At 56.9% G+C, this 22,449-nt stretch carries 20 protein-coding genes and 1 CRISPR repeat array; of the genes, 16 read left to right on the top strand and 4 right to left on the bottom strand.

Annotated elements, in window-relative coordinates:
- Positions 1-50 precede the first annotated feature (50 nt).
- The 7 genes from aceE to EPYR_RS04100 all read left to right on the top strand — a co-directional run bounded on the left by aceE (position 51) and on the right by EPYR_RS04100 (position 8,710).
- Positions 51-2,714 (top strand): pyruvate dehydrogenase (acetyl-transferring), homodimeric type, encoded by a 2,664-nt coding sequence (gene aceE, locus EPYR_RS04070; protein ID WP_012667145.1) that lies wholly within the window; start codon positions 51-53, stop codon positions 2,712-2,714.
- A 14-nt stretch (positions 2,715-2,728) separates the two neighbouring features.
- Entirely contained in the window at positions 2,729-4,327 is a 1,599-nt protein-coding gene (aceF, locus tag EPYR_RS04075) for a pyruvate dehydrogenase complex dihydrolipoyllysine-residue acetyltransferase (protein WP_012667146.1), read from the top strand.
- Positions 4,328-4,619: 292 nt separating this feature from the next.
- Positions 4,620-6,047 carry a dihydrolipoyl dehydrogenase gene (gene lpdA, locus EPYR_RS04080; RefSeq protein ID WP_012667147.1) on the top strand — a complete coding sequence of 476 codons (1,428 nt, stop codon included), beginning with the start codon at positions 4,620-4,622 and terminating at the stop codon, positions 6,045-6,047.
- Between the two features lie 106 nt (positions 6,048-6,153).
- Positions 6,154-6,858, top strand: coding sequence for an SDR family NAD(P)-dependent oxidoreductase (locus EPYR_RS04085; protein WP_012667148.1), 705 nt, complete (start codon positions 6,154-6,156; stop codon positions 6,856-6,858).
- A 13-nt stretch (positions 6,859-6,871) separates the two neighbouring features.
- Positions 6,872-7,546 carry an energy-coupling factor ABC transporter ATP-binding protein gene (locus EPYR_RS04090; RefSeq protein ID WP_012667149.1) on the top strand — a complete coding sequence of 225 codons (675 nt, stop codon included), beginning with the start codon at positions 6,872-6,874 and terminating at the stop codon, positions 7,544-7,546.
- On the top strand, positions 7,543-8,160 hold the full coding sequence (locus tag EPYR_RS04095) for an energy-coupling factor transporter transmembrane component T family protein (RefSeq protein WP_012667150.1): 618 nt from the start codon (positions 7,543-7,545) through the stop codon (positions 8,158-8,160). Before EPYR_RS04090 ends, EPYR_RS04095 begins: the two co-directional genes overlap by 4 nt.
- A complete protein-coding gene (locus EPYR_RS04100) occupies positions 8,099-8,710 on the top strand; it encodes a biotin transporter BioY (RefSeq protein WP_014538610.1) in 612 nt (203 codons plus the stop codon). Before EPYR_RS04095 ends, EPYR_RS04100 begins: the two co-directional genes overlap by 62 nt.
- Positions 8,711-8,750: 40 nt before the next feature.
- Here the strand turns inward: EPYR_RS04100 and EPYR_RS04105 are convergent, their stop codons facing one another.
- Positions 8,751-9,737 (bottom strand): zinc-dependent alcohol dehydrogenase family protein, encoded by a 987-nt coding sequence (locus EPYR_RS04105; protein WP_012667152.1) that lies wholly within the window; start codon positions 9,735-9,737, stop codon positions 8,751-8,753.
- Positions 9,738-9,783: 46 nt separating this feature from the next.
- On the opposite strand from EPYR_RS04105, the gene EPYR_RS04110 reads away from it, so the two are divergent.
- From EPYR_RS04110 to EPYR_RS04120, 3 genes are read left to right on the top strand one after another with little or no spacing between them, the layout of a single operon-like run.
- Positions 9,784-10,218, top strand: a complete 435-nt coding sequence (locus tag EPYR_RS04110; RefSeq protein ID WP_012667153.1) for an acyl-CoA thioesterase — start codon at positions 9,784-9,786, stop codon at positions 10,216-10,218.
- Positions 10,218-11,720 carry a class I adenylate-forming enzyme family protein gene (locus tag EPYR_RS04115; protein ID WP_012667154.1) on the top strand — a complete coding sequence of 501 codons (1,503 nt, stop codon included), beginning with the start codon at positions 10,218-10,220 and terminating at the stop codon, positions 11,718-11,720. The genes EPYR_RS04110 and EPYR_RS04115 overlap by 1 nt, the downstream gene beginning before the upstream one ends.
- Complete coding sequence (locus tag EPYR_RS04120; protein WP_014538611.1) at positions 11,683-12,879, top strand: thiolase family protein; 1,197 nt, start codon at positions 11,683-11,685, stop codon at positions 12,877-12,879. The genes EPYR_RS04115 and EPYR_RS04120 overlap by 38 nt, the downstream gene beginning before the upstream one ends.
- Position 12,880: 1 nt before the next feature.
- Here the strand turns inward: EPYR_RS04120 and EPYR_RS04125 are convergent, their stop codons facing one another.
- Positions 12,881-13,663, bottom strand: a complete 783-nt coding sequence (locus EPYR_RS04125) for an enoyl-CoA hydratase/isomerase family protein (protein ID WP_014538612.1) — start codon at positions 13,661-13,663, stop codon at positions 12,881-12,883.
- Between the two features lie 579 nt (positions 13,664-14,242).
- A CRISPR array of direct repeats spans positions 14,243-14,943; the repeat unit is 29 nt; unit sequence GTGTTCCCCGCGTGAGCGGGGATAAACCG.
- Positions 14,944-15,022: 79 nt separating this feature from the next.
- On the opposite strand from EPYR_RS04125, the gene EPYR_RS04130 reads away from it, so the two are divergent.
- Together EPYR_RS04130 and EPYR_RS04135 are read left to right on the top strand one after the other, a co-directional pair.
- On the top strand, positions 15,023-15,277 hold the full coding sequence (locus tag EPYR_RS04130; RefSeq protein ID WP_012667157.1) for a type II toxin-antitoxin system Phd/YefM family antitoxin: 255 nt from the start codon (positions 15,023-15,025) through the stop codon (positions 15,275-15,277).
- The gene (locus EPYR_RS04135) at positions 15,277-15,588 is read left to right on the top strand and encodes a type II toxin-antitoxin system RelE/ParE family toxin (protein ID WP_012667158.1); all 312 of its coding nucleotides are present in this window, start codon (positions 15,277-15,279) and stop codon (positions 15,586-15,588) included. The genes EPYR_RS04130 and EPYR_RS04135 overlap by 1 nt, the downstream gene beginning before the upstream one ends.
- 95 nt (positions 15,589-15,683) lie before the next feature.
- On the opposite strand, the gene EPYR_RS04140 is transcribed toward EPYR_RS04135, so the two are convergent.
- Together EPYR_RS04140 and EPYR_RS04145 are read right to left on the bottom strand one after the other, a co-directional pair.
- A complete protein-coding gene (locus EPYR_RS04140; protein ID WP_014538615.1) occupies positions 15,684-16,022 on the bottom strand; it encodes a type II toxin-antitoxin system RelE/ParE family toxin in 339 nt (112 codons plus the stop codon).
- A 14-nt stretch (positions 16,023-16,036) separates the two neighbouring features.
- On the bottom strand, positions 16,037-16,306 hold the full coding sequence (locus EPYR_RS04145) for a hypothetical protein (protein ID WP_041474091.1): 270 nt from the start codon (positions 16,304-16,306) through the stop codon (positions 16,037-16,039).
- A 444-nt stretch (positions 16,307-16,750) separates the two neighbouring features.
- On the opposite strand from EPYR_RS04145, the gene cas3 reads away from it, so the two are divergent.
- Genes cas3 through cas7e form a run of 4 tightly spaced genes read left to right on the top strand, consistent with a single transcriptional unit; the run spans position 16,751 to position 22,449 of the window.
- Positions 16,751-19,384 (top strand): CRISPR-associated helicase/endonuclease Cas3, encoded by a 2,634-nt coding sequence (gene cas3 / locus EPYR_RS04150; RefSeq protein WP_012667161.1) that lies wholly within the window; start codon positions 16,751-16,753, stop codon positions 19,382-19,384.
- Positions 19,381-20,904 carry a type I-E CRISPR-associated protein Cse1/CasA gene (gene casA / locus EPYR_RS04155; RefSeq protein WP_012667162.1) on the top strand — a complete coding sequence of 508 codons (1,524 nt, stop codon included), beginning with the start codon at positions 19,381-19,383 and terminating at the stop codon, positions 20,902-20,904. Before cas3 ends, casA begins: the two co-directional genes overlap by 4 nt.
- Entirely contained in the window at positions 20,888-21,358 is a 471-nt protein-coding gene (gene casB, locus EPYR_RS04160; RefSeq protein WP_014538617.1) for a type I-E CRISPR-associated protein Cse2/CasB, read from the top strand. Before casA ends, casB begins: the two co-directional genes overlap by 17 nt.
- Complete coding sequence (gene cas7e, locus EPYR_RS04165; RefSeq protein ID WP_012667164.1) at positions 21,355-22,449, top strand: type I-E CRISPR-associated protein Cas7/Cse4/CasC; 1,095 nt, start codon at positions 21,355-21,357, stop codon at positions 22,447-22,449. Before casB ends, cas7e begins: the two co-directional genes overlap by 4 nt.

The following is a 22,449-nucleotide window of genomic DNA, read 5'->3' on the forward strand; positions in this document are numbered from 1 at the left end:
ACAGGTTCCAGACAATTCAACGAAATTAGACACAGATAAGGAATACCCCCATGTCAGAACGTTTAAACAATGACGTGGATCCGATGGAAACTCGCGACTGGTTAGAAGCGATCGAGTCGGTCATCCGTGAAGAAGGTGTTGAGCGCGCGCAGTATCTGATCGACCAGGTACTGAGCGGAGCACGTAAAGGTGGCGTTAAAGTTGCCGCAGGTGCCGGAGCCAGTAACTACATCAACTCTATTGCCGTTGAAGAGGAGCCGGAATATCCTGGCAACGCTTCTTTAGAGCGCCGTATCCGTTCCGCTATCCGCTGGAATGCGATCATGACCGTGCTGCGTGCGTCGAAAAAAGACCTGGAACTGGGTGGTCACATGTCCTCCTTCCAGTCTTCTGCCACCGTGTATGAAGTGTGCTTTAACCACTTCTTCCGTGCGCGCACTGAAAAAGACGGCGGCGATCTGGTTTACTTCCAGGGCCATATCTCTCCGGGCGTATACGCGCGTGCCTTCCTTGAAGGCCGTCTGACCGAAGACCAGTTGAACAACTTCCGTCAGGAAGTGCACGGAAAGGGCTTGTCCTCTTATCCGCACCCTAAACTGATGCCTGACTTCTGGCAGTTCCCGACCGTTTCTATGGGTCTTGGCCCGTTGGGGGCGATCTATCAGGCTAAGTTCCTGAAATATCTGGAACACCGTGGCCTGAAAGATACCTCTGCCCAGACCGTTTACGCCTTCCTCGGCGACGGCGAGATGGATGAACCGGAATCCAAAGGGGCGATCACCATCGCTACCCGTGAAAAACTGGATAACCTGGTGTTCATCATCAACTGTAACCTGCAACGCCTGGACGGCCCGGTCACCGGTAACGGCAAGATCATCAACGAACTGGACGGCATCTTTGGTGGCGCCGGTTGGGAAGTGATCAAAGTGATCTGGGGCGGTCGCTGGGACGAACTGCTGCGTAAAGATACCAGCGGCAAACTGATCCAGCTGATGAATGAAACCGTTGACGGTGACTACCAGACCTTCAAATCAAAAAGCGGTGCCTACGTTCGTGAGCACTTCTTCGGTCGCTACCCGGAAACCGCCGAGCTGGTGAAGGATATGACCGACGACGAGATTTGGTCACTGAACCGTGGCGGTCACGATCCGAAGAAAATTTATGCCGCGCTGAAAAAAGCGCAGGACACCAAAGGTAAGCCGGTGGTGATCCTGGCGCATACCGTGAAAGGTTACGGTATGGGTGAAACCGCCGAGGGCAAAAACATTGCTCACCAGGTGAAGAAAATGAACATGGATGGCGTACGCTACATCCGCGATCGTTTCAACGTGCCGGTTGACGATGCCAACATCGAAAAACTGCCGTACGTAACTTTCGAAAAAGGTTCAGACGAGTATAACTACCTGCACGGCCAGCGCGAAAAACTGGGCGGTTACCTGCCAACGCGTGAAGCGACATTCAGCGAGAAGCTGGAAATGCCGGCGCTGGAAGACTTCCGCCAGCTGCTGGATGAGCAGAACAAAGAGATCTCAACCACTATCGCTTTCGTGCGCGCCCTGAACGTGATGCTGAAGAACCCGTCGATCAAAGATCGCCTGGTGCCAATCATCGCCGACGAAGCGCGTACCTTCGGTATGGAAGGCCTGTTCCGCCAGATTGGTATTTACAGCCCGAACGGCCAGCAGTACACCCCGCAGGATCGTGAGCAGGTTGCTTACTATAAAGAAGACGAGAAAGGTCAGATCCTGCAGGAAGGGATCAACGAACTGGGGGCAGGCGCATCCTGGCTGGCGGCGGCAACGTCTTACAGCACCAACAATCTGCCGATGATCCCGTTCTATATCTACTACTCGATGTTTGGCTTCCAGCGTATCGGCGATCTGTGCTGGGCAGCGGGCGACCAGCAGGCGCGCGGCTTCCTGGTCGGCGGCACCTCCGGTCGTACCACCCTGAACGGCGAAGGTTTGCAGCACGAAGATGGTCACAGCCACATTCAGTCGCTGACTATCCCGAACTGTATCTCTTACGACCCGGCTTACGCCTATGAAGTGGCGGTCATCATGCATGACGGCCTGGTGCGCATGTACGGTGAAGCACAGGAAAATATTTACTACTACATCACCACGCTGAACGAAAACTACCATATGCCTGCTATGCCGGCCGGTGCAGAAGAGGGTATCCGTAAGGGTATCTATAAGTTGGACACGATTGAAGGTAGCAAAGGCAAGGTACAGCTGCTGGGTTCAGGCTCTATTCTGCGTCACGTCCGTGAAGCGGCAGAGATTCTGGCGAAAGACTATGGCGTGGGTTCTGACGTGTACAGCGTGACCTCGTTCACCGAACTGGCGCGTGACGGTCAGGACTGCGAGCGCTGGAATATGCTGCACCCAACCGAGGAAGCCCGCGTGCCGTACATCGCTCAGGTGATGAACGATGCCCCAGCCGTGGCGTCTACCGACTACATGAAACTGTTTGCCGAGCAGGTGCGCAGCTTTATTCCAGCCAGCGACTATCGCGTACTGGGTACTGACGGTTTCGGTCGTTCAGACAGCCGTGAAAATCTGCGTCACCACTTCGAAGTGGACGCATCTTACGTAGTGGTTGCCGCGCTGGGTGAACTGGCTAAACGTGGCGAAATCGACAAGAAAGTGGTAGCAGAAGCTATCGCTAAATTCGATATCGATGCTGATAAAGTTAACCCGCGCCTGGCATAAGAGGTAATAGAGTAATGGCTATCGAAATTAATGTTCCTGATATCGGGGCGGACGAAGTTGAAGTCACCGAGATCCTGGTCAAGGTTGGCGACACGGTAGAAGTTGAGCAGTCGATACTGGTAGTTGAAGGCGACAAAGCCTCAATGGAAGTGCCTTCGCCGCAGGCTGGCGTGGTGAAAGAGATCAAAATCGCCACCGGCGACCGGGTTGAAACCGGTAAACTGATTATGATCTTCGAAGCGGCTGGCGATGCGCCTGCACCGGCAGTGGCTGAAGAGAAGCAAGAGGCGGCTCCGGCCGCTGCTGCTGCGGCCCCGGCGGCTGCCAGCGCGGCAAAAGAAGTGAACGTACCGGATATCGGCGGCGACGAAGTTGAAGTGACCGAGATCATGGTCAAAGTCGGCGACAAGGTTGAAGCGGAACAGTCGATCCTCACCGTTGAGGGCGACAAAGCCTCAATGGAAGTGCCTGCACCATTCGCCGGTACGGTTAAAGAGATCAAAATCAGCGCTGGCGATAAAGTCAGCACCGGTTCTCTGGTAATGGTCTTTGACGTTGAGGGCGCAGCGCCTGCTGCGGCTCCGGCGGCGAAAGCTGAAGCGCCAGCACCTGCTGCGGCTAAGCAGGAAGAAAAAGCCGCTCCGGCAGCGGCTCCTGCTAAAGCGGAAGCGAAGTCTGAATTTGCAGAAAACGATGCCTACGTGCACGCCACGCCGGTTATCCGCCGTCTGGCGCGTGAATTCGGCGTTAACCTGGCGAAGGTCAAGGGCACCGGACGCAAATCACGAATTCTGAAAGAAGACGTGCAGAGCTACGTCAAAGACGCGGTGAAACGCGCCGAAGCACCGGCGGCTGCCGGTGGCGGAATGCCGGGCATGCTGCCGTGGCCGAAAGTGGACTACAGCAAGTTTGGTGAAGTTGAAGAAGTGGAGCTGGGCCGCATCCAGAAAATCTCTGGTGCCAACCTGAGCCGTAACTGGGTGATGATCCCGCACGTTACCCACTTCGACAAAACCGATATCACCGACCTGGAAGCGTTCCGCAAACAGCAGAACGCCGAAGCAGAGAAGCGCAAGCTGGACGTGAAGTTCACCCCGGTGGTGTTCATCATGAAAGCCGTTGCCGCTGCGCTTGAGCAAATGCCGCGCTTTAACAGCTCGCTGTCTGAAGATGCGCAGAAGCTGACGCTGAAAAAATACATCAACATCGGCGTGGCGGTTGATACGCCAAATGGCCTGGTGGTGCCGGTATTTAAAGACGTCAACAAGAAAGGGATTGTTGAGCTGTCGCGTGAACTGACCGCCATCTCGAAAAAAGCGCGTGATGGCAAACTAACCGCCGGCGAAATGCAGGGCGGCTGCTTCACCATCTCCAGCATTGGCGGCCTGGGGACGACCCACTTTGCGCCAATCGTTAACGCGCCGGAAGTGGCTATCCTTGGCGTCTCCAAGTCGGCGATGGAGCCGGTGTGGAATGGTAAAGAGTTTATGCCGCGTCTGATGATGCCGATTTCGCTCTCCTTCGACCACCGCGTGATCGACGGTGCGGACGGTGCGCGCTTCATTACCATCATTAATAACACCCTGGCCGACATCCGCCGTCTGGTGATGTAGGACCATTGATTAAGGCCGGCGTAAGCCGGCCTTGTTGTAAAGATTCGTGGCACCGTGGTTTGCAGTTTATTAACAATTCTGTAAACTCTTGCGGTGAACGCGTCCCGGTGGATAAAGGACGTTGAATAATATACCCAAAATAACTGGAGCTGCATCAAGGCGGCAAGGGAGCGAGTCCCGATGAGCTTACACCGGTAAGTGATTCGGGCGAGCGAACGCAGCCAACACAGATGCAGATTCAGGTATGACGGGTATCAGTCTGACCCGCCGGACTATCAAATAAGAGGTCATGATGAGTACAGAAATTAAAACTCAGGTCGTGGTACTTGGGGCAGGTCCTGCAGGCTACTCTGCCGCCTTCCGTGCAGCGGATTTAGGTCTGGAGACCGTTATCGTTGAGCGCTACAGCACCCTGGGCGGTGTTTGTCTGAACGTTGGCTGTATCCCTTCTAAAGCCCTGCTGCACGTTGCCAAAGTGATTGAAGAAGCCAAATCGTTGGAAGCACACGGCATTGTCTTCGGCAAGCCGCAGACTGATATCGATAAAGTGCGTGGCTGGAAAGAAAAAGTCATCTCTCAGCTGACCGGCGGTTTGGCCGGTATGGCGAAAGGCCGTAAGGTCAACGTGGTTAACGGCCTTGGTAAATTCACCGGTGCCAACACGCTGGAAGTGACCGCAGAAGAGGGTTCAAAAACCACCATCACTTTCGACAATGCGATTATCGCCGCCGGTTCGCGTCCTATTGAACTGCCGTTTATTCCGCATGAAGATCCGCGCGTTTGGGATTCAACCGATGCGCTGGAGCTGAAAGAAGTGCCGGAACGCCTGCTGGTAATGGGCGGCGGCATTATCGGCCTGGAAATGGCTACCGTTTATCATGCGCTGGGTTCACAGATCGACGTGGTAGAGATGTTTGATCAGGTGATCCCGGCTGCGGACAAAGACGTGGTGAAAGTGTTCACCAAACGTATTTCTAAGCAGTTCAACCTGATGCTGGAAACCAAAGTGACCGCCGTTGAAGCGAAAGAAGACGGTATCTATGTCACGATGGAAGGCAAAAAAGCGCCGTCCGAACCCCAGCGTTACGACGCGGTGCTGGTCGCCATTGGTCGCGTACCTAACGGTAAAGGTCTGGACGCGGGCAAAGCCGGTGTTGAAGTCGACGACCGTGGCTTTATCCGCGTTGATAAGCAGATGCGTACCAACGTGCCGCACATTTTCGCCATCGGCGATATCGTTGGTCAGCCGATGCTGGCGCACAAAGGCGTGCATGAAGGCCACGTCGCGGCAGAAGTGATCTCCGGTAAGAAACACTACTTCGACCCGAAAGTGATCCCGTCTATCGCCTACACCGAGCCGGAAGTTGCCTGGGTCGGTCTGACCGAGAAAGAAGCGAAAGAGCAAGGCATCAGCTATGAAACGTCCACCTTCCCGTGGGCAGCTTCAGGCCGCGCCATCGCTTCCGACTGTGCAGACGGCATGACCAAGCTGATCTTCGACAAAAACACCCATCGTGTGATCGGCGGTGCGATTGTCGGCACCAACGGCGGCGAGCTGCTGGGTGAAATCGGTCTGGCTATCGAGATGGGCTGTGATGCGGAAGATATCGCGCTGACCATCCACGCGCACCCAACCCTGCATGAATCGGTTGGCCTGGCGGCGGAAATCTTCGAAGGCAGCATTACCGACCTGCCAAACCCGAAAGCGAAAAAGAAATAACCCGCGATTGGTGTAGAAAATAACGGCTCCTGCGGGGGCCGTTTTGTATTTCTGCGGCAAAATAGCGTATCTTTGCCGCCTTTGAATAGCGATTGAAAGGCGCGTTGTGTCCGAAAAAGTTGCCCTGATCACCGGTGCCTCCCGTGGTATCGGTCACCATCTTGCCCGCCATTTTTATGCGCAGGGCTATCAGCTGATTTTAGTGGCGCGTGATGCGCAGCGGCTGGCATCCTTTGCCGCCACCCTTGATGCGGCACGCGTGCAGACGCTGGCGCTGGATCTCTGCGACCATCCGGCGGTGGCGCAGCGGCTACAGCTGGCGCTGGCAACGCATCAGCAGCTTGATGTGCTTGTCAACGCCGCCGGGATTTTCCGCCCCGGCTCAACGCAAACCCCGCTGTCAGACTTCAGCGCGCTGCTGGCGACCAACGTCACCGCCATCCATCACCTTTGCCAGCTGTGTACCCCGTGGCTGCTGAAATCGGCGGCAGGGCGCATCTTCAACCTTGCCTCGATCGGCGGCGTGCAGCCGTACGGCAGCGTTGCCAGCTATGCCGCCAGCAAACATGCGTTGGTGGGCTACAGCCGCTCGATTGCCCGCGAGCTGGGCATGCAGGGGATTAAGGTCACCACGCTGTGCCCGGACGTGGTGGATACCGATATGGCGCAGGGCAGCGGCTTTGAGGCAGACGAGATGCTGTCCACCGCCGATATCTGTCGCGCCGTCGATTTTGTTATGTCGCTGTCGCCTGCTGCCGTGGTCGATCTGCTGACCATCGGGCGTCAGCCGCGCCCGCGTCAACCCGCCTGATTCAGGAGCTTCCATGCTGGAACTGCAGGGAGTATCGCACGCGTTCGCTGAGCGCCAGGTACTCAACAACATCAATCTACAACTGACTGAAAAGCGTATTGGCATCGTCGGCAGCAATGGCTGCGGCAAAAGTACCTTTGCCCGCTTGCTGAACGGCCTGCTGCTGCCGAAGCAGGGCGAGGTGCGGGTCGATGGCCTGAATACCCGCCAGCATGGCAAAGCGGTGCGACGTAAAGTGGGTTTTGTTTTTCAGAACCCGGATAACCAGATTGTTTTTCCGCTGGTGGAAGAGGATCTGGCTTTCGGCATGAAGAATCTCGGGCTGTCGAAAGCGACGATCCGCGAGCGTACCGACGCCGCGCTGGCGCGTTACGATATGCAGGATCTGCGTCAGCATCCGGCACATCTGTTAAGCGGTGGACAAAAGCAGCTGCTGGCGATTTCGGGGGTGCTGGTGATGGAACCGCAGTATATCGTGTTTGACGAACCGACCACGCTGCTCGATCTGCGCAACAAGCGCCGCATTGCCGAAGCCATCGCCGGGTTGGATCAAACCGCCATTGTGGTATCGCACGATCTGGACTTCTTGCAGGATTTTGACCGCGTGCTGGTATTTGAAGGCGGGCAGGTGGTGGCAGATGATATCCCCGCCGTGGCGCTGAATGCCTATATCAGGATGATGTCATGACGGTAAGTGATTACCAGCCCGGCGATTCAGCCATCCACCGCCTGCCGCCGGGGATCAAAATCCTCGCGCTGGCGGTGACGGGCACGCTGCTGTTTGTTTTTCCCCGGCTGGCATTTGCCGTTGCTGTACTGTTTGTCATTGCGCTGTGTTATCCGCTGGCGCGTATTCCGGGGCGTACCCTGCTGCTGCAACTCAAGCCGCTGTTGTGGCTGTTGCTACTGCTGTTTGCCGTGCAGTGGTGGATGGTGAGCTGGCAGTCGGGCCTGCTGGTGATAGTGCGCCTGGCGGCATTAATGCTGATGGCGGCGCTGGTGACGCTAACCACCCGCACCAGCGCGATGATCGAGGCGCTGGAGAAAGGCCTGTTCTGGCTGCGCTTTATGCGCATCAACCCGGCAAAAATCAGCCTGGCGCTGGCGCTGGCGTTACGCTTTATCCCGGTGCTGGCGGCCATTACGCTTGAGGTGCGCGAAGCGCAAAGAGCGCGCGGGTTGGATCACAGCATTCTGGCCGTGGCCGTGCCGGTGATGGTGCGTACCCTGAAAATGGCTGATGATATCGCCGCTGCGCTGGAAGCCCGCGCTTACGACCCGCAGCCGCAACGTAAAACCTGAGAGAGTATTTATGTCCACCAAAGATATTGTCTATATCGCGCTGTTTGCCGCCATGACGGCGGCGCTGGGCCTGTTCCCGGCCTTCAACCTGCCGGTGATTGCGGTGCCGATCACCGCCCAGTCAATGGGCTGCATGTTTGCCGGGGCAATTGCCGGCGCGAAACGCGGCGCGCTGGCGATGGTGCTGTTTGACCTGCTGGTGGCCATCGGGCTACCGCTGCTGGCCGGAGGGCGCGGCGGGTTTGGCATCTTTATTGGCCCAGGCGCTGGCTTTATCCTCGCCTGGCCGCTGGCGGCGCTGCTGATTGGCTGGCTTTATCGTCGCAGCCTGCATTCCCTGACGTGGGTGAAAGAGCTGCTCATTGTCGCGCTGGGTGGGCTGGTACTGGTCTACTCAATGGGCATTCCCTGGATTGCTGCCGTGGCGGGCATCTCCCTGAAGCAGGCGGCCGTTGCCTCGCTGGGCTTCCTGCCGGGGGATCTGCTGAAAGTGGTGCTGGTGGTGGCTATCGTCCGCACGGTGCGGCGCGCCTGGCCAACGCTGGAATAACGCCGTACAGGCGGGGCGGGATTTTCCGCTCCGTCCGTGCTTACAGCCGCAGTAAAATCTTGCCTTTCAGCTCACCCGACCTTACCGCCGCCACCGCCTTATCAATCCCGGCCAGCGCATACTCGGCGACAATCTCTGTGGCAATCACCCCGTCACGGATCAGCGCCATCACTTCATCGATTTTACTTTGTACCACCGCCTTGTCGTGGCCGTGTACCCACATGCGCAGATGGAAATGGGAAAAACGAATGTCGGGGCGACTGCGCCAGAAGGCGGGCGGGATCGGCTGACCCGACAGCAGGCCATAGTGAATAAACTGCCCGCCGGGAGCCAGCGCCCGGGCCAGCGTCAGCGACTCATCGCCGCCGATACAGTCGAAGATCGCCGCCACGCCGCCGCTACGTTGCAGGGCGGCCAGCGCCTGAGGATAATCCGGCGCGCTGCTGTTCAGCAGACTTTGGGTGGCGTAACCGGTAAACAGCCTGAGGTTTTCCGCCTTACGCACGATGGCAACCGGCTCCAGCCCCATATGGTTGGCGATGCGGATCAGCATTTTGCCGATAGCTGAATTGGCCGCATTGATCATAATGCGCATACCGGGCGTGAACTCCAGCGCTTCACTCAGCATCAGCAGCGCGGTCATCGGATTGACGTAGCCGGTGGCCGCCTGGCGATCGCTGACGAAATCGGGCAGGGTAAAACACCAGCGCGCGGCGCTGTCTTTGTAGTTTTGCCAGGCTCCCATGCTGCCCACCGGCAGCACGCGCTGGCCAACCGCCAGCGCCGGGTCGTTGCTTTGGCAGATGCTGCCCACGCCTTCAAAGCCGGGTACAAAAGGCAGGGCAATACGCGAGCGGTAGGCACCGGAAAGGGTAATCACATCCGAAGGGTTGATGGTGGCAAAAGACATTTTTACCCGCACCTGGCCGTCGGCAAGTTCAGGCAGTTCGGCCTGCTCAAGCCGCAGGATATCCTCGATATTACCGAACTCGCGGACCATCGCTCTGGTGAATAAACTGGCTTTCATGGTATCTTTTCTTCAGTGTATTTAGGTTTACAGGTGGGTGTTTTTTATGCAGCAGCGCAACAGCGAAACGTTTCGCATTTCAATGCGCGATATCGATTTAAATGGCCATGTGCATAATTCGGTCTATTTAGATTACTTTGAAGATGCGGTGGTCAACGCCTTTCGTCGCTACCATCTGCTGCCGTTATTCCGCCCGCAGAGCGCTGGCGTAGCCTATCATGTGAAAAAATGTGAGGCAACGTTCCACCATCCGCTGACGGTGGATGATGAAGTGATGCCACAGGTGGCTGTCGCAAAACTGGGCAACAGCAGTTTAATTTTCTCTATCCAACTGTTGCTGGCGGATAAAAGCACTCTCTGTGCCGAAGGAAAACTCATTTGGGTTTGCGTTAATCCGCTGGATAATAAACCCTGCCCGATCCCGGATGAAACCCGTGCCGCGTTGCGCCAGCACCTGCCATTTATTGAGGCCAGCGCCTGATGCCGGTACAGGATCGCGTGCAGCGGCATGCGGCAAAAAAGCCCCATGACGATGCGCTGAATATCGATGGCGAGACGCTAAGCTGGCTGCAGCTGTGGCAAAGTTCAAACGCGTTGTATCAGCATCTTTGCAGGCTGTCGTTAGCCACGGGCGTGGTGGCGATCGCCAGCGCTAACGATATCACCTTTCCCGTTGCCTGGCTGGCGGCCACCGCCCGGCCGTTTACGGCGGTGGTTATCGATCCGCTGACGCCGGAAGATAATCTGCGCGACATATTGAATCGCCTGAAACCGGACCTGCTGCTGCTGCAACGCCAGAATCACCGGCTGATCGCGCTGGCGCAGCGGCTGGAGATCCGCTGGCTGGCGCTGGATGGCTGGCAGCATGCGCAGCCGGTCGCCGACGATGACGCTTTCTGCGCGGATATGCAGGCGGCAACGCCGTTTCTGATCGGCTTTACCTCCGGCACCACCCGTCTGCCAAAGGCGTTTATCCGCTCGCGTCGATCCTGGCGTTGCAGCTTTGAAAACGGTGTGGAGATCTTCCGGCTGGCGCATGCCCCGTCAACGCTGTTCCCCGGCCCGCTGTCGCACGGTATCGGGCTTTACTGCCTGAATGAAACCCTGTATGCGGGCGGCTGTTTTTACAGCACCGCGCGCTGGCAGCCGCAGGCGGTGCTGATGCTATTGGCGCAGCAGCAGATTGAGCGCCTGGTGGTGGTGCCGACGATGATCGCCGGGCTGGCCGCCGCCGCCGCGCAGTCAGATTATCCCGGCTTGCGCTCTCTGCTCAGCGCCGGAGCCAAGCTGGAGCTTAATCACTGGCGTCTGGCGAGGGCGTTGTTCCCGCAGGCGGTGATGCAGGAGTATTACGGCGCCTCCGAGCTGGGCTTTGTTGCCGTCTCCACCCTCGATGATGACAACATCAGCACATCGCTGGCCAGCGTCGGGCAGGCTTTTCCCGCGACGGAAATCACCATCCGCAATGACGAGGGTGAATTATTGCCCGCCGGGCAGCCGGGCACTATCTGGCTGGCCAGTGAACAGATTATCGACGGCTATTTATGGGGCGATGACGACAGCGCCTTCAAAAAACGGCCGTGGGGAGCCACGGTTGCCGATATCGGTTATCTCGACGCGCAGCAGCGCCTGCATATTATCGGCCGCCGGGGAAATATGATCCTCAGCGGTGGCAATAATATCTATCTGTCTGAAGTTGAATCAGTGATTAAAAGCCTGCCCGGCGTGACGGAAGCGGTGGTGATTGCGGTCGATGATGCTTATCTGGGGAAAAAAATGGTGGCGGTGATTGAAGCCGCTGACGATGTTATCCACCAGCTGCCGCAGCAAAGTTGCCCGTTGCTGGCAAAATACAAACTGCCGCGTCACTACTACCAGATTAAACGCTGGCCGCTAACGTCGGGCGGGAAAATCAAACGCGCCGAGCTGGAACAGAGGATCAAAGATGGCAGCTATACAGAGCTTACTGAATTATCAGCCTGAGGATGACCGGCAGCCGGTGATTGTGGCCGCCCGCCGTACTCCTGTCGGCAGGGCTTATGGTTCTCTGGCCAGCGTGCCGCCGGAGGCGCTGCTGGCCCCGCTGTTTAACAAACTGCTGCCAGCAGGTATGACGGCGATTGATGAGGTGATTATCGGCAACGCCACCGGCGGCGGCGGCAATATTGCGCGGCTGGCGGCGCTGGCGGCGGGCGTGCCGATGACCGTGCCTGCCGTAACGGTGGACAGGCAGTGCGGCTCCGGGCTGGAAGCGGTGATTAACGCCTGTCGGCTGGTGCAGGCCAGGGCGGGCGAATGCTATCTGGCCGGCGGCGTAGAGAGCGTCAGCAACGCGCCCTGGCGGGTGGAGAAGCCCGCCACGCTAAAGCAGATGCCGCGCTTTTACCCTCGTGCACGTTTTTCACCGGATGAGATCGGCGATCCGGACATGGGCATCGCCGCGGAAAACGTCGCGCGTCAGTGCGCCATCAGCCGGGAACGCCAGGATCGCTTTGCGCTGCGCAGCCACCAGCGCGCGCTGGCCGCCGCGCAGCAGGGCGCATTCCGTGAGGAGATCGTCCCGCTTAACCTGGGCCATTGCCTGGTCGAAAATGACGAGTGCCCGCGCCCCGGCACCTCGCTGGCGCAGCTGGCGGCATTACCGCCGGTATTTGCCGCCGATGGCTCGGTGACGGCGGGTAACTGCTGTCCGCTGAATGACGGGGCTGCGCTGCTGCTGGTGATGAGCCGACGCAGGGCGCGGGAGTGCGGATTTACCCAGGGGCTGCTGTTTGCCGATGCCTGTAGCGCAGGCGTTGACCCGAATTTACTTGGCCTCGGCCCGGTTCCCGCCACGGAAAAACTGCTGCGGCGTCAGCCGGGCCTGACGCTGGACGGGGTTGAGGTCATTGAGTTCAATGAAGCCTTTGCCGCCCAGGTGCTGGCATCGGTTGATGCACTGGGTATAGATGAACACAGGATCAACCAGCAGGGGGGCGCTATTGCTTTGGGGCATCCGTACGGCGCTTCCGGGGCGATAATGGTGACGCGGCTGTTCAGCCAGCTGGTCAGCCAGCGGCAGAGCGAAGGCTACGGCCTGGCGATGCTGGGAATAGCTGGCGGGCTGGGGCTGAGCGCATTGTTTAAGGGCGTGCAGCTGTAAATCAGCGCCCCTGCCACTGCGCGGCGCGCCGTTCGGCAAACGCACGCAGGCTTTCCTGGTAATCCTCGCTGCGCTGTAACTGCTGCAACTCCCTGTCGCTCTGCTGGCTGATATCGGCTGCCAGCGCCTGGTTCAGCAGGGCATTGCAGGCCTGTACCGCCAGCGGCGCGGCCTGGTTGAGGCGTTCAGCCAGCGCCAGCGCGGCGTCTGCCAGCCGTTCTGCATTCACCACCTGGTTAAATAAGCCCAGCGCCAGTGCGCGCCTGGCATCCATCGCTTCTCCGGTCAGTAGCAGCTCACGCGCAATATTCGGCGGCAGAAGCGCTGCCAGCTGGCTAATGGCTCCGCCCAGCGGCAGCAGTCCGTGGCGCACTTCCGGCAGAGCGATATGCACCTGCTCGCTGGCGACGATAAAATCACACGCCAGCGCCATCTCCAGCCCGCCGCCCATAGCATGGCCGTTGAGCGCCGCAATCCAGATTTTACGCCGTGGCAGATGCTGGAGCGGATGATAGCCGCCGCTGGAGTTACGCAGCCCCTCACCGCCGTGGGAGAACGCTACGTGCAGATCTGCGCCGCTGCAAAACGCCTCGCCGCCAGCGGTCAGGATAACCGTACGCACCGCCGACTGCCGTTCGCACCAGTTCAGCCACTGCTCCAGCTCGCCAACCATCTGCGCATTATAGGCATTGCGCCGGGCAGGGCGATTCAGCGTCAGGCGCACCACATGCTCAGCCGGGCGATCGCACAGCACCAGTCGGGTTATCGGTTTATCAGCATTCATTACGGCTTTCGCTAAGGATTGGCAGACAGCGTGAGAGTGTATCACGCCGCAGTCTGCAACCCGGAAAGCGCCAACGAAAAAAAGGCAGGGGCGGTTAACTCCCTGTCTTTTTCAAGTTCCTTCAACCCTTACGGGCGCCCGGTCAGTTGCTTAATGGTAACGATAATCAGCAAACTGACGTGCAGTATCTGCAACGTCAGCAGGATTGCTCCCTGCGTTATCACCTGCATCTCCTTGATAAAGGAGCGTGCGCGCAGCCGGTGAATGCTGTTGGGCTACCCTTCACGGCGCGTACCGGTTGTTAGCAGGTACAGGCAGCACCGTTGCGCAAAGCGGCCACCAACCGCTGCGGAACAGGAATCAACCCGGTCTTACAAACCGGTTTTTTTTCGTCTTTACGCTGCCATTTCCGCTATATTGAAGATGTTCACTCAGCCGTTTGCCCCGCATATGTGGCCGTGTATCAAGCCGATTTTCCCTGCTTTAAGTCGCGAATCCGTGCGCGCTTTAGAGTGGGAAAAAGTTGGTAGAAATATGGAGTGGTAAAAAACTTTCTAAGATCAGTGAGATAGTTTTAGAGTGTTCCCCGCGTGAGCGGGGATAAACCGCCTCGCGTCCGTGCGGGGCTTTGCTATCATTAGTGTTCCCCGCGTGAGCGGGGATAAACCGTTTATGACGCTGATTATTATCAGGCTAACCATGTGTTCCCCGCGTGAGCGGGGATAAACCGCCGGAAATTTATTTGTGAGTCGGGGAATTTGGGTGTTCCCCGCGTGAGCGGGGATAAACCGCGGGTTAAATGACGTCATGGCGACAGCATGAAGTGTTCCCCGCGTGAGCGGGGAATAAACCGAGTATCGAATAACGTTACCGTGGCCACCATCCGTGTTCCCCGCGTGAGCGGGGATAAACCGGGGAGAACTTGCTTATTATCTCAAACAAAGCGGTGTTCCCCGCGTAAGCGGGTATAAACCGCCGTGTTGAAGCCATTGGTGTTACCTCTATTTGTGTTCCCCGCGTAAGCGGGGATAAACCGGACGTAACAGTAAATGCGCCGGTTCGCGACAAGTGTTCCCCGCGTGAGCGGGGATAAACCGAGGTTAGAAACGAACAAGTCGGCATCAACGCCGTGTTCCCCGCGTGAGCGGGGATAAACCGCTTTGATGATAATTTTCTTGCTTCTATTACTAGTGTTCCCCGCGTGAGCGGGGATAAACCGTCCCGCTTTCACACAGGCCGGGATTAGCCGCTGTGTTCCCCGCGCCAGCGGGGATAAACCGCTGGTACATTTATCCCTACCGTTCTATGATTAATGCGAATCGCACGATCTGTGCTAATAGCATGATTAAGGAGGAGACCATGTTAAGTTTTACCGCCAATCAGGCGAAAACGCAGTTTGGGGATTTGATGACCAAAGCGCAGCGTGAGCCGGTTAGCATCACCTGTAATGGCCGTCCTGCGGTTGTTGTCGTTCCTGCCGAAGATTACGCGGTGCTTGAACAGCTGAAGCTGGAGGCTTTACGAACCAGGCTGACCCGCTCCATAGCCCAGATGGAAGCCGGACAGGTTCACGATGGTGACGCGGTGTTCGACGAGTTGATGAAGGATCTGTAATGGGAAAATTCACACTCACGGATGATGCTAAAGAGGATATGAAGGAAATAAGGGCATATTCTGTTCAGCAATGGAATAAGGAGGTGGCGAAAGTCTACCTGGAAGGGATGCGCCTTACCATGCAGATGCTGGCGAATCATCCTGATATTGGTGATGATGTCAGCGATCGGTTAGGGGCAGGGGTGCGCAGCTGGCTTTATCAAAGTCATCATCTGTACATTGTGTCGGCGAGTGCTGGCGTGACCGCGATCGGCATTCTGCACCAAACCCGCCTGCCATCGACATTGAAGAAGCGTGAAATTTCAGATTGACACACAATTTAAATGACAGGCATTCGGTAAAACGTCCACTATGCCAAATTTCGTCAAAAAGGCGTAAAAAAGCCGGAATAATCGGGCATTGAGCGTCATTTTAGTATGTTATAGCGGTAGAGTTGCTTGTCAAAGTCCTGCTTCATGCTGATGAAAAGCAGTATTTCGATATGTTCACCATCGAAATCATAAAGCAAGCGATATTCGCTTTCCACATCAAGTCTTTCACGTAACATCAATCCGCGATCGGATAGATGTGCGTTAAAGCGGTATCTTTCAGGATCTTCCTTAATGTTTTTTATGGAGTCCATCAGGAGACGTTCAACCAAACTTGCCGCTTGTTGTGCCCCGATACTTCCGCTTTTAAATGATTCAATATCTTGTAAACATTGATACGCCATCGGCGCGACTGCGATTGAATACTGTTTTGACACTCAATACCTCTCTGTTATTTTCTTGCGGCACGTAACCTCTCTACAACGTCTTCAGGAGACATGCCTTTGCCATCTGCGATCTCCTTTTTAGCCATCATGGCCAGCTTAAAAAGGGCATTTATATTTCTTTCCTGCTCGATTTCTCTCAGTTCAGCCTGGCGTTCTGCTGCGGTCTGAATAAATAACTCTGCTACTCCGTTTTTCGTTATGTACATACCTCCTTCAAAACTTTGCGCATTTCCAAGACTGTCTCTGGCGAGCTTCTGGGACATGGTCTGATTCATATTTTTCTCACTTAAAATGAGATCCACTGGTGAGAGCAGCAATCTCTGTTCCTTGATGAAGGCTTTGCTACGTAGCAAAGCGGGTTTCTCACTTGCGCTGCGAGGGCATCGCATAGCTAAAGTATACCTCTGTGTGGTGGAATTGAGTACAAATTTATACACGTATACATGGGCGGTTTCTTAATCCCTCTGCGGGAATACGGTAAAACGCCCATATTACCGAATCGCCGCACTTATCGGCCCCGTTGCTGTAGATAACCCTAAATGTCGTGGTTTTCGCCGAAGCCCTCTCCAACATTCATCTTAAATCGCATGATATTTTCATCAGATTTTTCTGAATTGTTCTATAGTTGTTACCAGGCGAGACGTGCTCAATACCCGCGTACCAGCTACTGACGGGTTGCCTGTCTTATTAATGGAATATAACGGTCGTAAAGGGAGCTTATGAATTCACCGCCTGGGTACTATCGCTACTGGGGTAAGGCAATAGCCGTTACCCCCGAGGGTGAAACAGCCTGTCATTTACTCCCCTGGCACTGTCTGGATGTTGCCGCCGTTGCGGCGCGCTGGTGGGATAACAGCCCCAGCCTGAGATCGCAGTTTTCAGCCGAATCAAGCCCGGCTCCCCAGGTCAGAGCCTGGGTGCTGTTTTTTGTCGCGCTGCATGATTTCGGTAAATTTGATATCCGCTTTCAGGCTAAAGCGCCTGCCGCACTGCGTATCCTCAATCCTGATGGCCTGAATATTTCCGGCAGACTGCCGCCGTGGGATCACGGTAAAGGCGGCGTATTGTGTCTGCGTAATGATTTCCGCGAAAACCCAGCGTCAGATGATTCGCTGCTGTCATTTCTTGATGAAGCGCCGCACAGCAAACAGGCGTGGTTTCCGTGGATGGAAGCGGTTGCCGGGCACCACGGCTATGTGGTGCGTGAGTATGATCTCTCCGATGAAGTAATGAATTACCCTCCGGGTTTGCAGGGCAGGGCGGACGCCGACAGGCAGGCGCGTATGGCGTGGCTACAGGCGCTGGAAAGGTTATTTTTGCAGCCTGTCGGTCTCTGCCTGCAGGACAACCCGCCGCCGGTTTTTCCTCTTTTGGCCGGTTTTTGTTCGGTATCAGACTGGCTGGGATCCTGGAGCAGTGAGGAGACCTTCCGCTACCAGTCATCCGTTGAATCGCTGGATAACTATTTCGCCCAGCGCTATGCGTGCGATGCGGCCATCGTGCTGGAGCGCAGCGGCCTGGTGGCGCAGGTGAAACCCTGGTCAGGGGTGGCTGCGCTGCTGGAAAAAGGGCATGCCCCACGGCAGCTGCAAACCCTGGTTGACCGCCTGCCGGAGCAGCCTGGCCTGACGTTAATTGAAGCCCCTACCGGCTCGGGTAAAACCGAGGCTGCCCTGGCCTATGCCTGGCGCTTGCTGGCAGGCGGTCAGGCGGACAGCATTATTTTTGCCCTGCCCACTCAGGCCACGGCCAATGCCATGTATTCACGCCTTGAACGTCTGGCTACGCAGCTGTTTGAGCGGCCTAACTTTATTCTGGCACATGGCTATGCGCGCTTTAATCCGGTCTTTGGCGCGGTGAAGCAGCGCGCGGCTAACGTGCAGCAGGCTGAAGAGGGCTGGGCGCAGTGCTGCGAATGGCTGAGCCGTGGTAGTAAACGCGCATTTCTCGGGCAAATCGGCGTCTGTACCGTCGATCAGGTGCTGATTTCGGTGCTGCCGGTCAAACACCGTTTTATCCGTGGTTTTGGTCTTGGGCGTAGCGTGCTGCTGGTGGATGAGGTGCACGCCTATGACAGCTACATGTATGGCCTGCTGGAAGCGGTACTGCGGGCGCAGTCTGCCGCTGGTCAGAGTGCGCTGTTGCTGTCCGCCACGCTGCCTGGACACCTTAAGCAACGTCTGCTGGCTACTTATCCCGTTGATAATGCTGCTCAATTATCGTCAGAATATCCGCTGGTGACATGGCGTGGGCAAACGCAACAACGTCATTTTGACCTGTCAGCCACCCCCGAACATCTGCCTGCTGAAACCACTCTGCTGCTGGAACACCGCTATCTGGCCGAGAGCGAACCTGATGAGTTATTGCTGCAAGAGATGGTGGACGCCGCCGCTGCGGGCGCACAGGTTTGCCTGATTTGTAATCTGGTGGATGTTGCGCAGAAAACCTGGCAGCGGCTGATGGCATACGGCCAGGCAGAGGTGCTGCTGTTTCATGCGCGTTTTACCCTCACTGACCGTATTGCCAAAGAACAGCAGGTGCTGGAGTACTTTGGCCCGCACGGCAACCGGCGGCAGGGGCGCATTCTGGTCGCCACCCAGGTGGTTGAGCAGTCGCTGGATGTCGATTTCGACTGGTTGATCACCCAGCTTTGCCCGGTGGATTTACTGTTTCAGCGCGGTGGGCGTTTACATCGCCATCAGCGCAACCGGCGTCCGGCCGGGTTCAGCCAGCCGCTGCTGACGGTGCTGTTGCCCGATGCAGAGGGCTACGGGCGTAGCGGCTATATCTACGGCAACACCCGCGTGATGTGGCGCACCCAGCAACTGATTGAAGCACAGGGTGCTACGCCGTTGCCGTTTCCGGCCGCCTGGCGGCAGTGGATCGAACCTGTCTACCGCCCCGAAACCGATGATGCAGAACCCGTCTGGGTGCAGGAAGGTTATCGGGCCTGGGAACAGAAAGAGTTTGAGAAGCGGGCCAGCGCCCGTCTGATGCTAAAACAGGCAGAGCACGCCACGCCGTTTTCTGACAATGACCAACCGGTGCGGGCATTGACCCGCGACGGGGAGATGAGCGTGGCGGTTATCCCTTATTACCACAGCGAACACGGCAAGGTGCTGCTGGATGGCCAGGTACTGGATCGGCTGTCTGAGCTGGCGCGCCCGGAGGCGCTGGTACTGAACCTGGTCAACGTTCCACACAGCTGGCAAAGCGCTTTTCTACAGCCGATGGATGAGCAGGGCATTATCTGGCTGCCAGGGCATTTGGTTGATGAAAAAACCGAATTTACCGGGAAAGGTCAGTATCACTTTACCTACAGTCACCACGAGGGAATGGAGAAGACAGGATGAACTTATTGACCGATGACTGGATCCCCGTGCGCCCGCTGAGCGGCGGCGAAGGCCAGCAAATCACCCTACAAACGCTGTTATGTGACGATCGGCGCTGGCTGGTGGCACTGCCGCGTGACGATATGGAAATGGCCACCTTTCAGCTGTTGGTCTGCCTGCTACAAACGCTGTGGATGCCGTCTGACGCGCAGCAGCTGGTCCAGCGGATACGCCAGCCGCTGAGCGCCCGGGAGTTTGCCGATGGCGTTGCCGGTTGGCAACAGGCTTTCGATCTTAACCATCCGCAGCAGCCGTTTATGCAGGTGAGAGGCGTGGCGGCGAAAGAGGTGACCGGGATGGATAAGCTGCTGGTCGGGTTAACCGGTTCAACCAGTGGCGCTTTCGTCAACCAGTCCGGCCAGGGCAAGGCGCTGTGTAGCGGCTGTACGGCGATTGCGTTATTTAACCAGGCCTGTAATGCGCCGGGTTTCGGCGGCGGCTTTAAGAGCGGCCTGCGCGGCGGCTCCCCGGTGACCACGCTGGTACAGGGGGACTGTTTGCGTACCACCCTCTGGTTCAACGTGCTGAGTGAAACCACGCTGGATGAATTCTGCCCTGACTGGCGTGAGCAGCGGGCGCAGCCGTTCACCTGGCAGCAGCCGATAAAAAAAGATCAGGCCATTGCGGGCAGCAGTATCGGCCTGGCGCGCGGGCTGTTCTGGCAGCCCGCCCATATTGAGCTTAGCCCGCCAGACGGCGCGGGCCAGTGCAGCGCCTGTGGGCGTATGGCCAGCCAGCGTTATCGCAGCTTCCTGAAAGAGAAATTCAACTTTACCGTCAATGGCCTGTGGCTGCATCCGCACTCTCCGCTGATCCAGCAAATCAAGAAAGGGCAGGTGGAGTGGCGCTATATGGCGTTCAGTACGCCAGCCCCCTCATGGACGCAGATCGGCCGTCTGCTGATCGAGCAACAGGTCAATAAACAGCAGGAGGGACGCCGGGTGGCGACCACGGTTGAGCAGGCGCGCATGCTGAGCAGGGGGCGGGCATTGCGCCTGATGATCGGCGGCTACCGTAATAACCAGGCTTCAATTATTGAGCGCCGCCATGAGGTGCTGCAGTTTAATCAGGGCTGGCAGCACGCCATGCCGGTGATTAACGAAATTGTTAACCTCGGGCTGGAATACCGCAAGGCGCTGCGCACGGCATTATGGATCTTTGCTGAAGGAGCAAAAGAGAGCGATATCAAGGGGGCTGGCGTTGCGCTGCATGAGAAGGTCGATCCGCAATATTACCGGCAAAGCCATGCGCGGGTGCTGAATTTACTGGCGCAGATTGATTATCAATCGCCGCTGCCACAGCTTGAGCAGTTCCAGACGCAGCAGCAGCAGCTGTGCCAGCAGCTGTTTAACGACCTCACCGCGCCCTATGCCCACCATCCGAAATTAATCTGCTCGCTGGCGAAAGCCAGAAGATATCTGATGAGCAGCCTGGCCAAACTTAAACCGCAAGGAGAACACCTTCATGGAGCAGCCGTTTAACGCCGAGACGTTATATCAAAACTGGTCAGAGCTTGATCCGGGAAGTAAGGCAAAAATAAGGCGCGCCACGCGGCCGGACGATCTGATGGATATCCCCGCCTTTTATCTGCTGGTGGCTCCCTCCGGCTGGCCGCAGCATCGTTACGCCCTGCTGCGGATGGCGTTTTGCCTTTCGGCCGGAAAGATCAGGCTCAGCGAAGATAAGCAGCAAAGTATTGGCCGCGCATTCGCTGAGAAAGGTATCAGCCAGCCGCGTATTTTTCAGGTGATACGCGCTGATTACCCTAACGATATGGTGCAGCTGCGGCGCTTGATTATTCATGCCGAACCTGAGGTTTACTGGCCCGCTTTCGCCCGGCAGCTGTATGGCTGGTATCAAAGCGATCGGCGTAAATTACTGGAAGATTTTGTTTTAACTACCGCTAACAAGCCATCACGTAAGGACGCTAAATGAACAACTTTATCAATTGCCATGTGCTGATTTCCCACAGCCCCTCCTGCCTGAACCGCGATGATATGAATATGCAGAAAGACGCCGTTTTTGGCGGCAAGCGGCGCGTGAGGATCTCCAGCCAGAGCCTGAAACGCGCGATGCGTAAAAGCGCCTATTATCAGCAGCACCTCGGTGACTCAAGCATGCGCACTATTCATCTGGCGGATCTGCGCCATGTTGTTCATGCCCGTCTGGCAGATAAACACACTGCCGACATTATCGATAAGGCGCTGAGCTTACTGAGTGGCAAAACCATTGATGGCGCAGAAAAAATTGATGGCGGTGCCGTTTCACCCTGGGTGATGGATGAAATTGACTGGTTTTGCCAGCAGTTAACCCTGCCGGAGTATGCCGACTTCGACGAAAAAAAGTGGACAAAGCTGCTGAAAGAGCAAATTAATGCGCTGCGCGCCACGTTAAATAATGCGGTAGATGTGGCACTGAGCGGGCGCATGGCAACCAGCGGCCTGATGAGCGAAGTGGGTAACGTTGACGGGGCGATGTCCGTGGCGCATGCCATCACCACCCACGCCGTCGAGGCCGATATCGACTGGTTTACCGCCGTTGACGACCTGAAAGAGACCACCGGCGCGGCGCACCTCGGCACCCAGGAGTTTTCCTCCGGGGTGTTTTACCGTTATGCCAGCCTGAATCTCAGCCAGCTGCAGCAGAACCTCGGCGGCGCAACTCGTGAGCAGGCGCTCACTATTGCCGCCCACCTGGTCCATATGCTGGCCACCGAGATCCCCGGTGCCAAACAGCACAGTTTTGCCGCGTTTAACCCCGCCGACCTGGTGATGGTGAATTTCTCTGACTTCCCGCTTTCGCTGGCAAATGCCTTTGAACAGCCGGTGGTGGCGAAAAAGGACGGTTTTCTGCAACCTTCGGTGGCAGCACTTAATGATTACTGGGCGCGCGTTGCTGCTGGTTATGGCATTGATGGCCCCACTGCGCAGTTCAGCCTGGCAGAGAGCGCGATGCCTGTCGGCGTGCAGCGTATGGCGGGGCTGGCAGCATTAAAAACATGGGTGAGCAGTCACGGCGAGGGATAA

The sequence above is a fragment of the Erwinia pyrifoliae DSM 12163 genome (genome assembly GCF_000026985.1).
GTDB lineage: Bacteria > Pseudomonadota > Gammaproteobacteria > Enterobacterales > Enterobacteriaceae > Erwinia > Erwinia pyrifoliae.

Bases quoted from the DNA above. Each gene is read 5' to 3' on its own strand.
- aceE (WP_012667145.1), top strand. From the start codon at position 51: ATGTCAGAACGTTTAAACAATGACGTGGATCCGATGGAAACTCGCGAC.
- aceF (WP_012667146.1), top strand. From the start codon at position 2,729: ATGGCTATCGAAATTAATGTTCCTGATATCGGGGCGGACGAAGTTGAA.
- lpdA (WP_012667147.1), top strand. From the start codon at position 4,620: ATGAGTACAGAAATTAAAACTCAGGTCGTGGTACTTGGGGCAGGTCCT.
- EPYR_RS04090 (WP_012667149.1), top strand. From the start codon at position 6,872: ATGCTGGAACTGCAGGGAGTATCGCACGCGTTCGCTGAGCGCCAGGTA.
- EPYR_RS04095 (WP_012667150.1), top strand. From the start codon at position 7,543: ATGACGGTAAGTGATTACCAGCCCGGCGATTCAGCCATCCACCGCCTG.
- EPYR_RS04100 (WP_014538610.1), top strand. From the start codon at position 8,099: ATGATATCGCCGCTGCGCTGGAAGCCCGCGCTTACGACCCGCAGCCGC.
- EPYR_RS04105 (WP_012667152.1), bottom strand. From the start codon at position 9,737: ATGAAAGCCAGTTTATTCACCAGAGCGATGGTCCGCGAGTTCGGTAAT.
- EPYR_RS04110 (WP_012667153.1), top strand. From the start codon at position 9,784: ATGCAGCAGCGCAACAGCGAAACGTTTCGCATTTCAATGCGCGATATC.
- EPYR_RS04115 (WP_012667154.1), top strand. From the start codon at position 10,218: ATGCCGGTACAGGATCGCGTGCAGCGGCATGCGGCAAAAAAGCCCCAT.
- EPYR_RS04120 (WP_014538611.1), top strand. From the start codon at position 11,683: ATGGCAGCTATACAGAGCTTACTGAATTATCAGCCTGAGGATGACCGG.
- EPYR_RS04125 (WP_014538612.1), bottom strand. From the start codon at position 13,663: ATGAATGCTGATAAACCGATAACCCGACTGGTGCTGTGCGATCGCCCG.
- EPYR_RS04130 (WP_012667157.1), top strand. From the start codon at position 15,023: ATGTTAAGTTTTACCGCCAATCAGGCGAAAACGCAGTTTGGGGATTTG.
- EPYR_RS04135 (WP_012667158.1), top strand. From the start codon at position 15,277: ATGGGAAAATTCACACTCACGGATGATGCTAAAGAGGATATGAAGGAA.
- EPYR_RS04145 (WP_041474091.1), bottom strand. From the start codon at position 16,306: ATGAATCAGACCATGTCCCAGAAGCTCGCCAGAGACAGTCTTGGAAAT.
- cas3 (WP_012667161.1), top strand. From the start codon at position 16,751: ATGAATTCACCGCCTGGGTACTATCGCTACTGGGGTAAGGCAATAGCC.
- casA (WP_012667162.1), top strand. From the start codon at position 19,381: ATGAACTTATTGACCGATGACTGGATCCCCGTGCGCCCGCTGAGCGGC.
- casB (WP_014538617.1), top strand. From the start codon at position 20,888: ATGGAGCAGCCGTTTAACGCCGAGACGTTATATCAAAACTGGTCAGAG.
- cas7e (WP_012667164.1), top strand. From the start codon at position 21,355: ATGAACAACTTTATCAATTGCCATGTGCTGATTTCCCACAGCCCCTCC.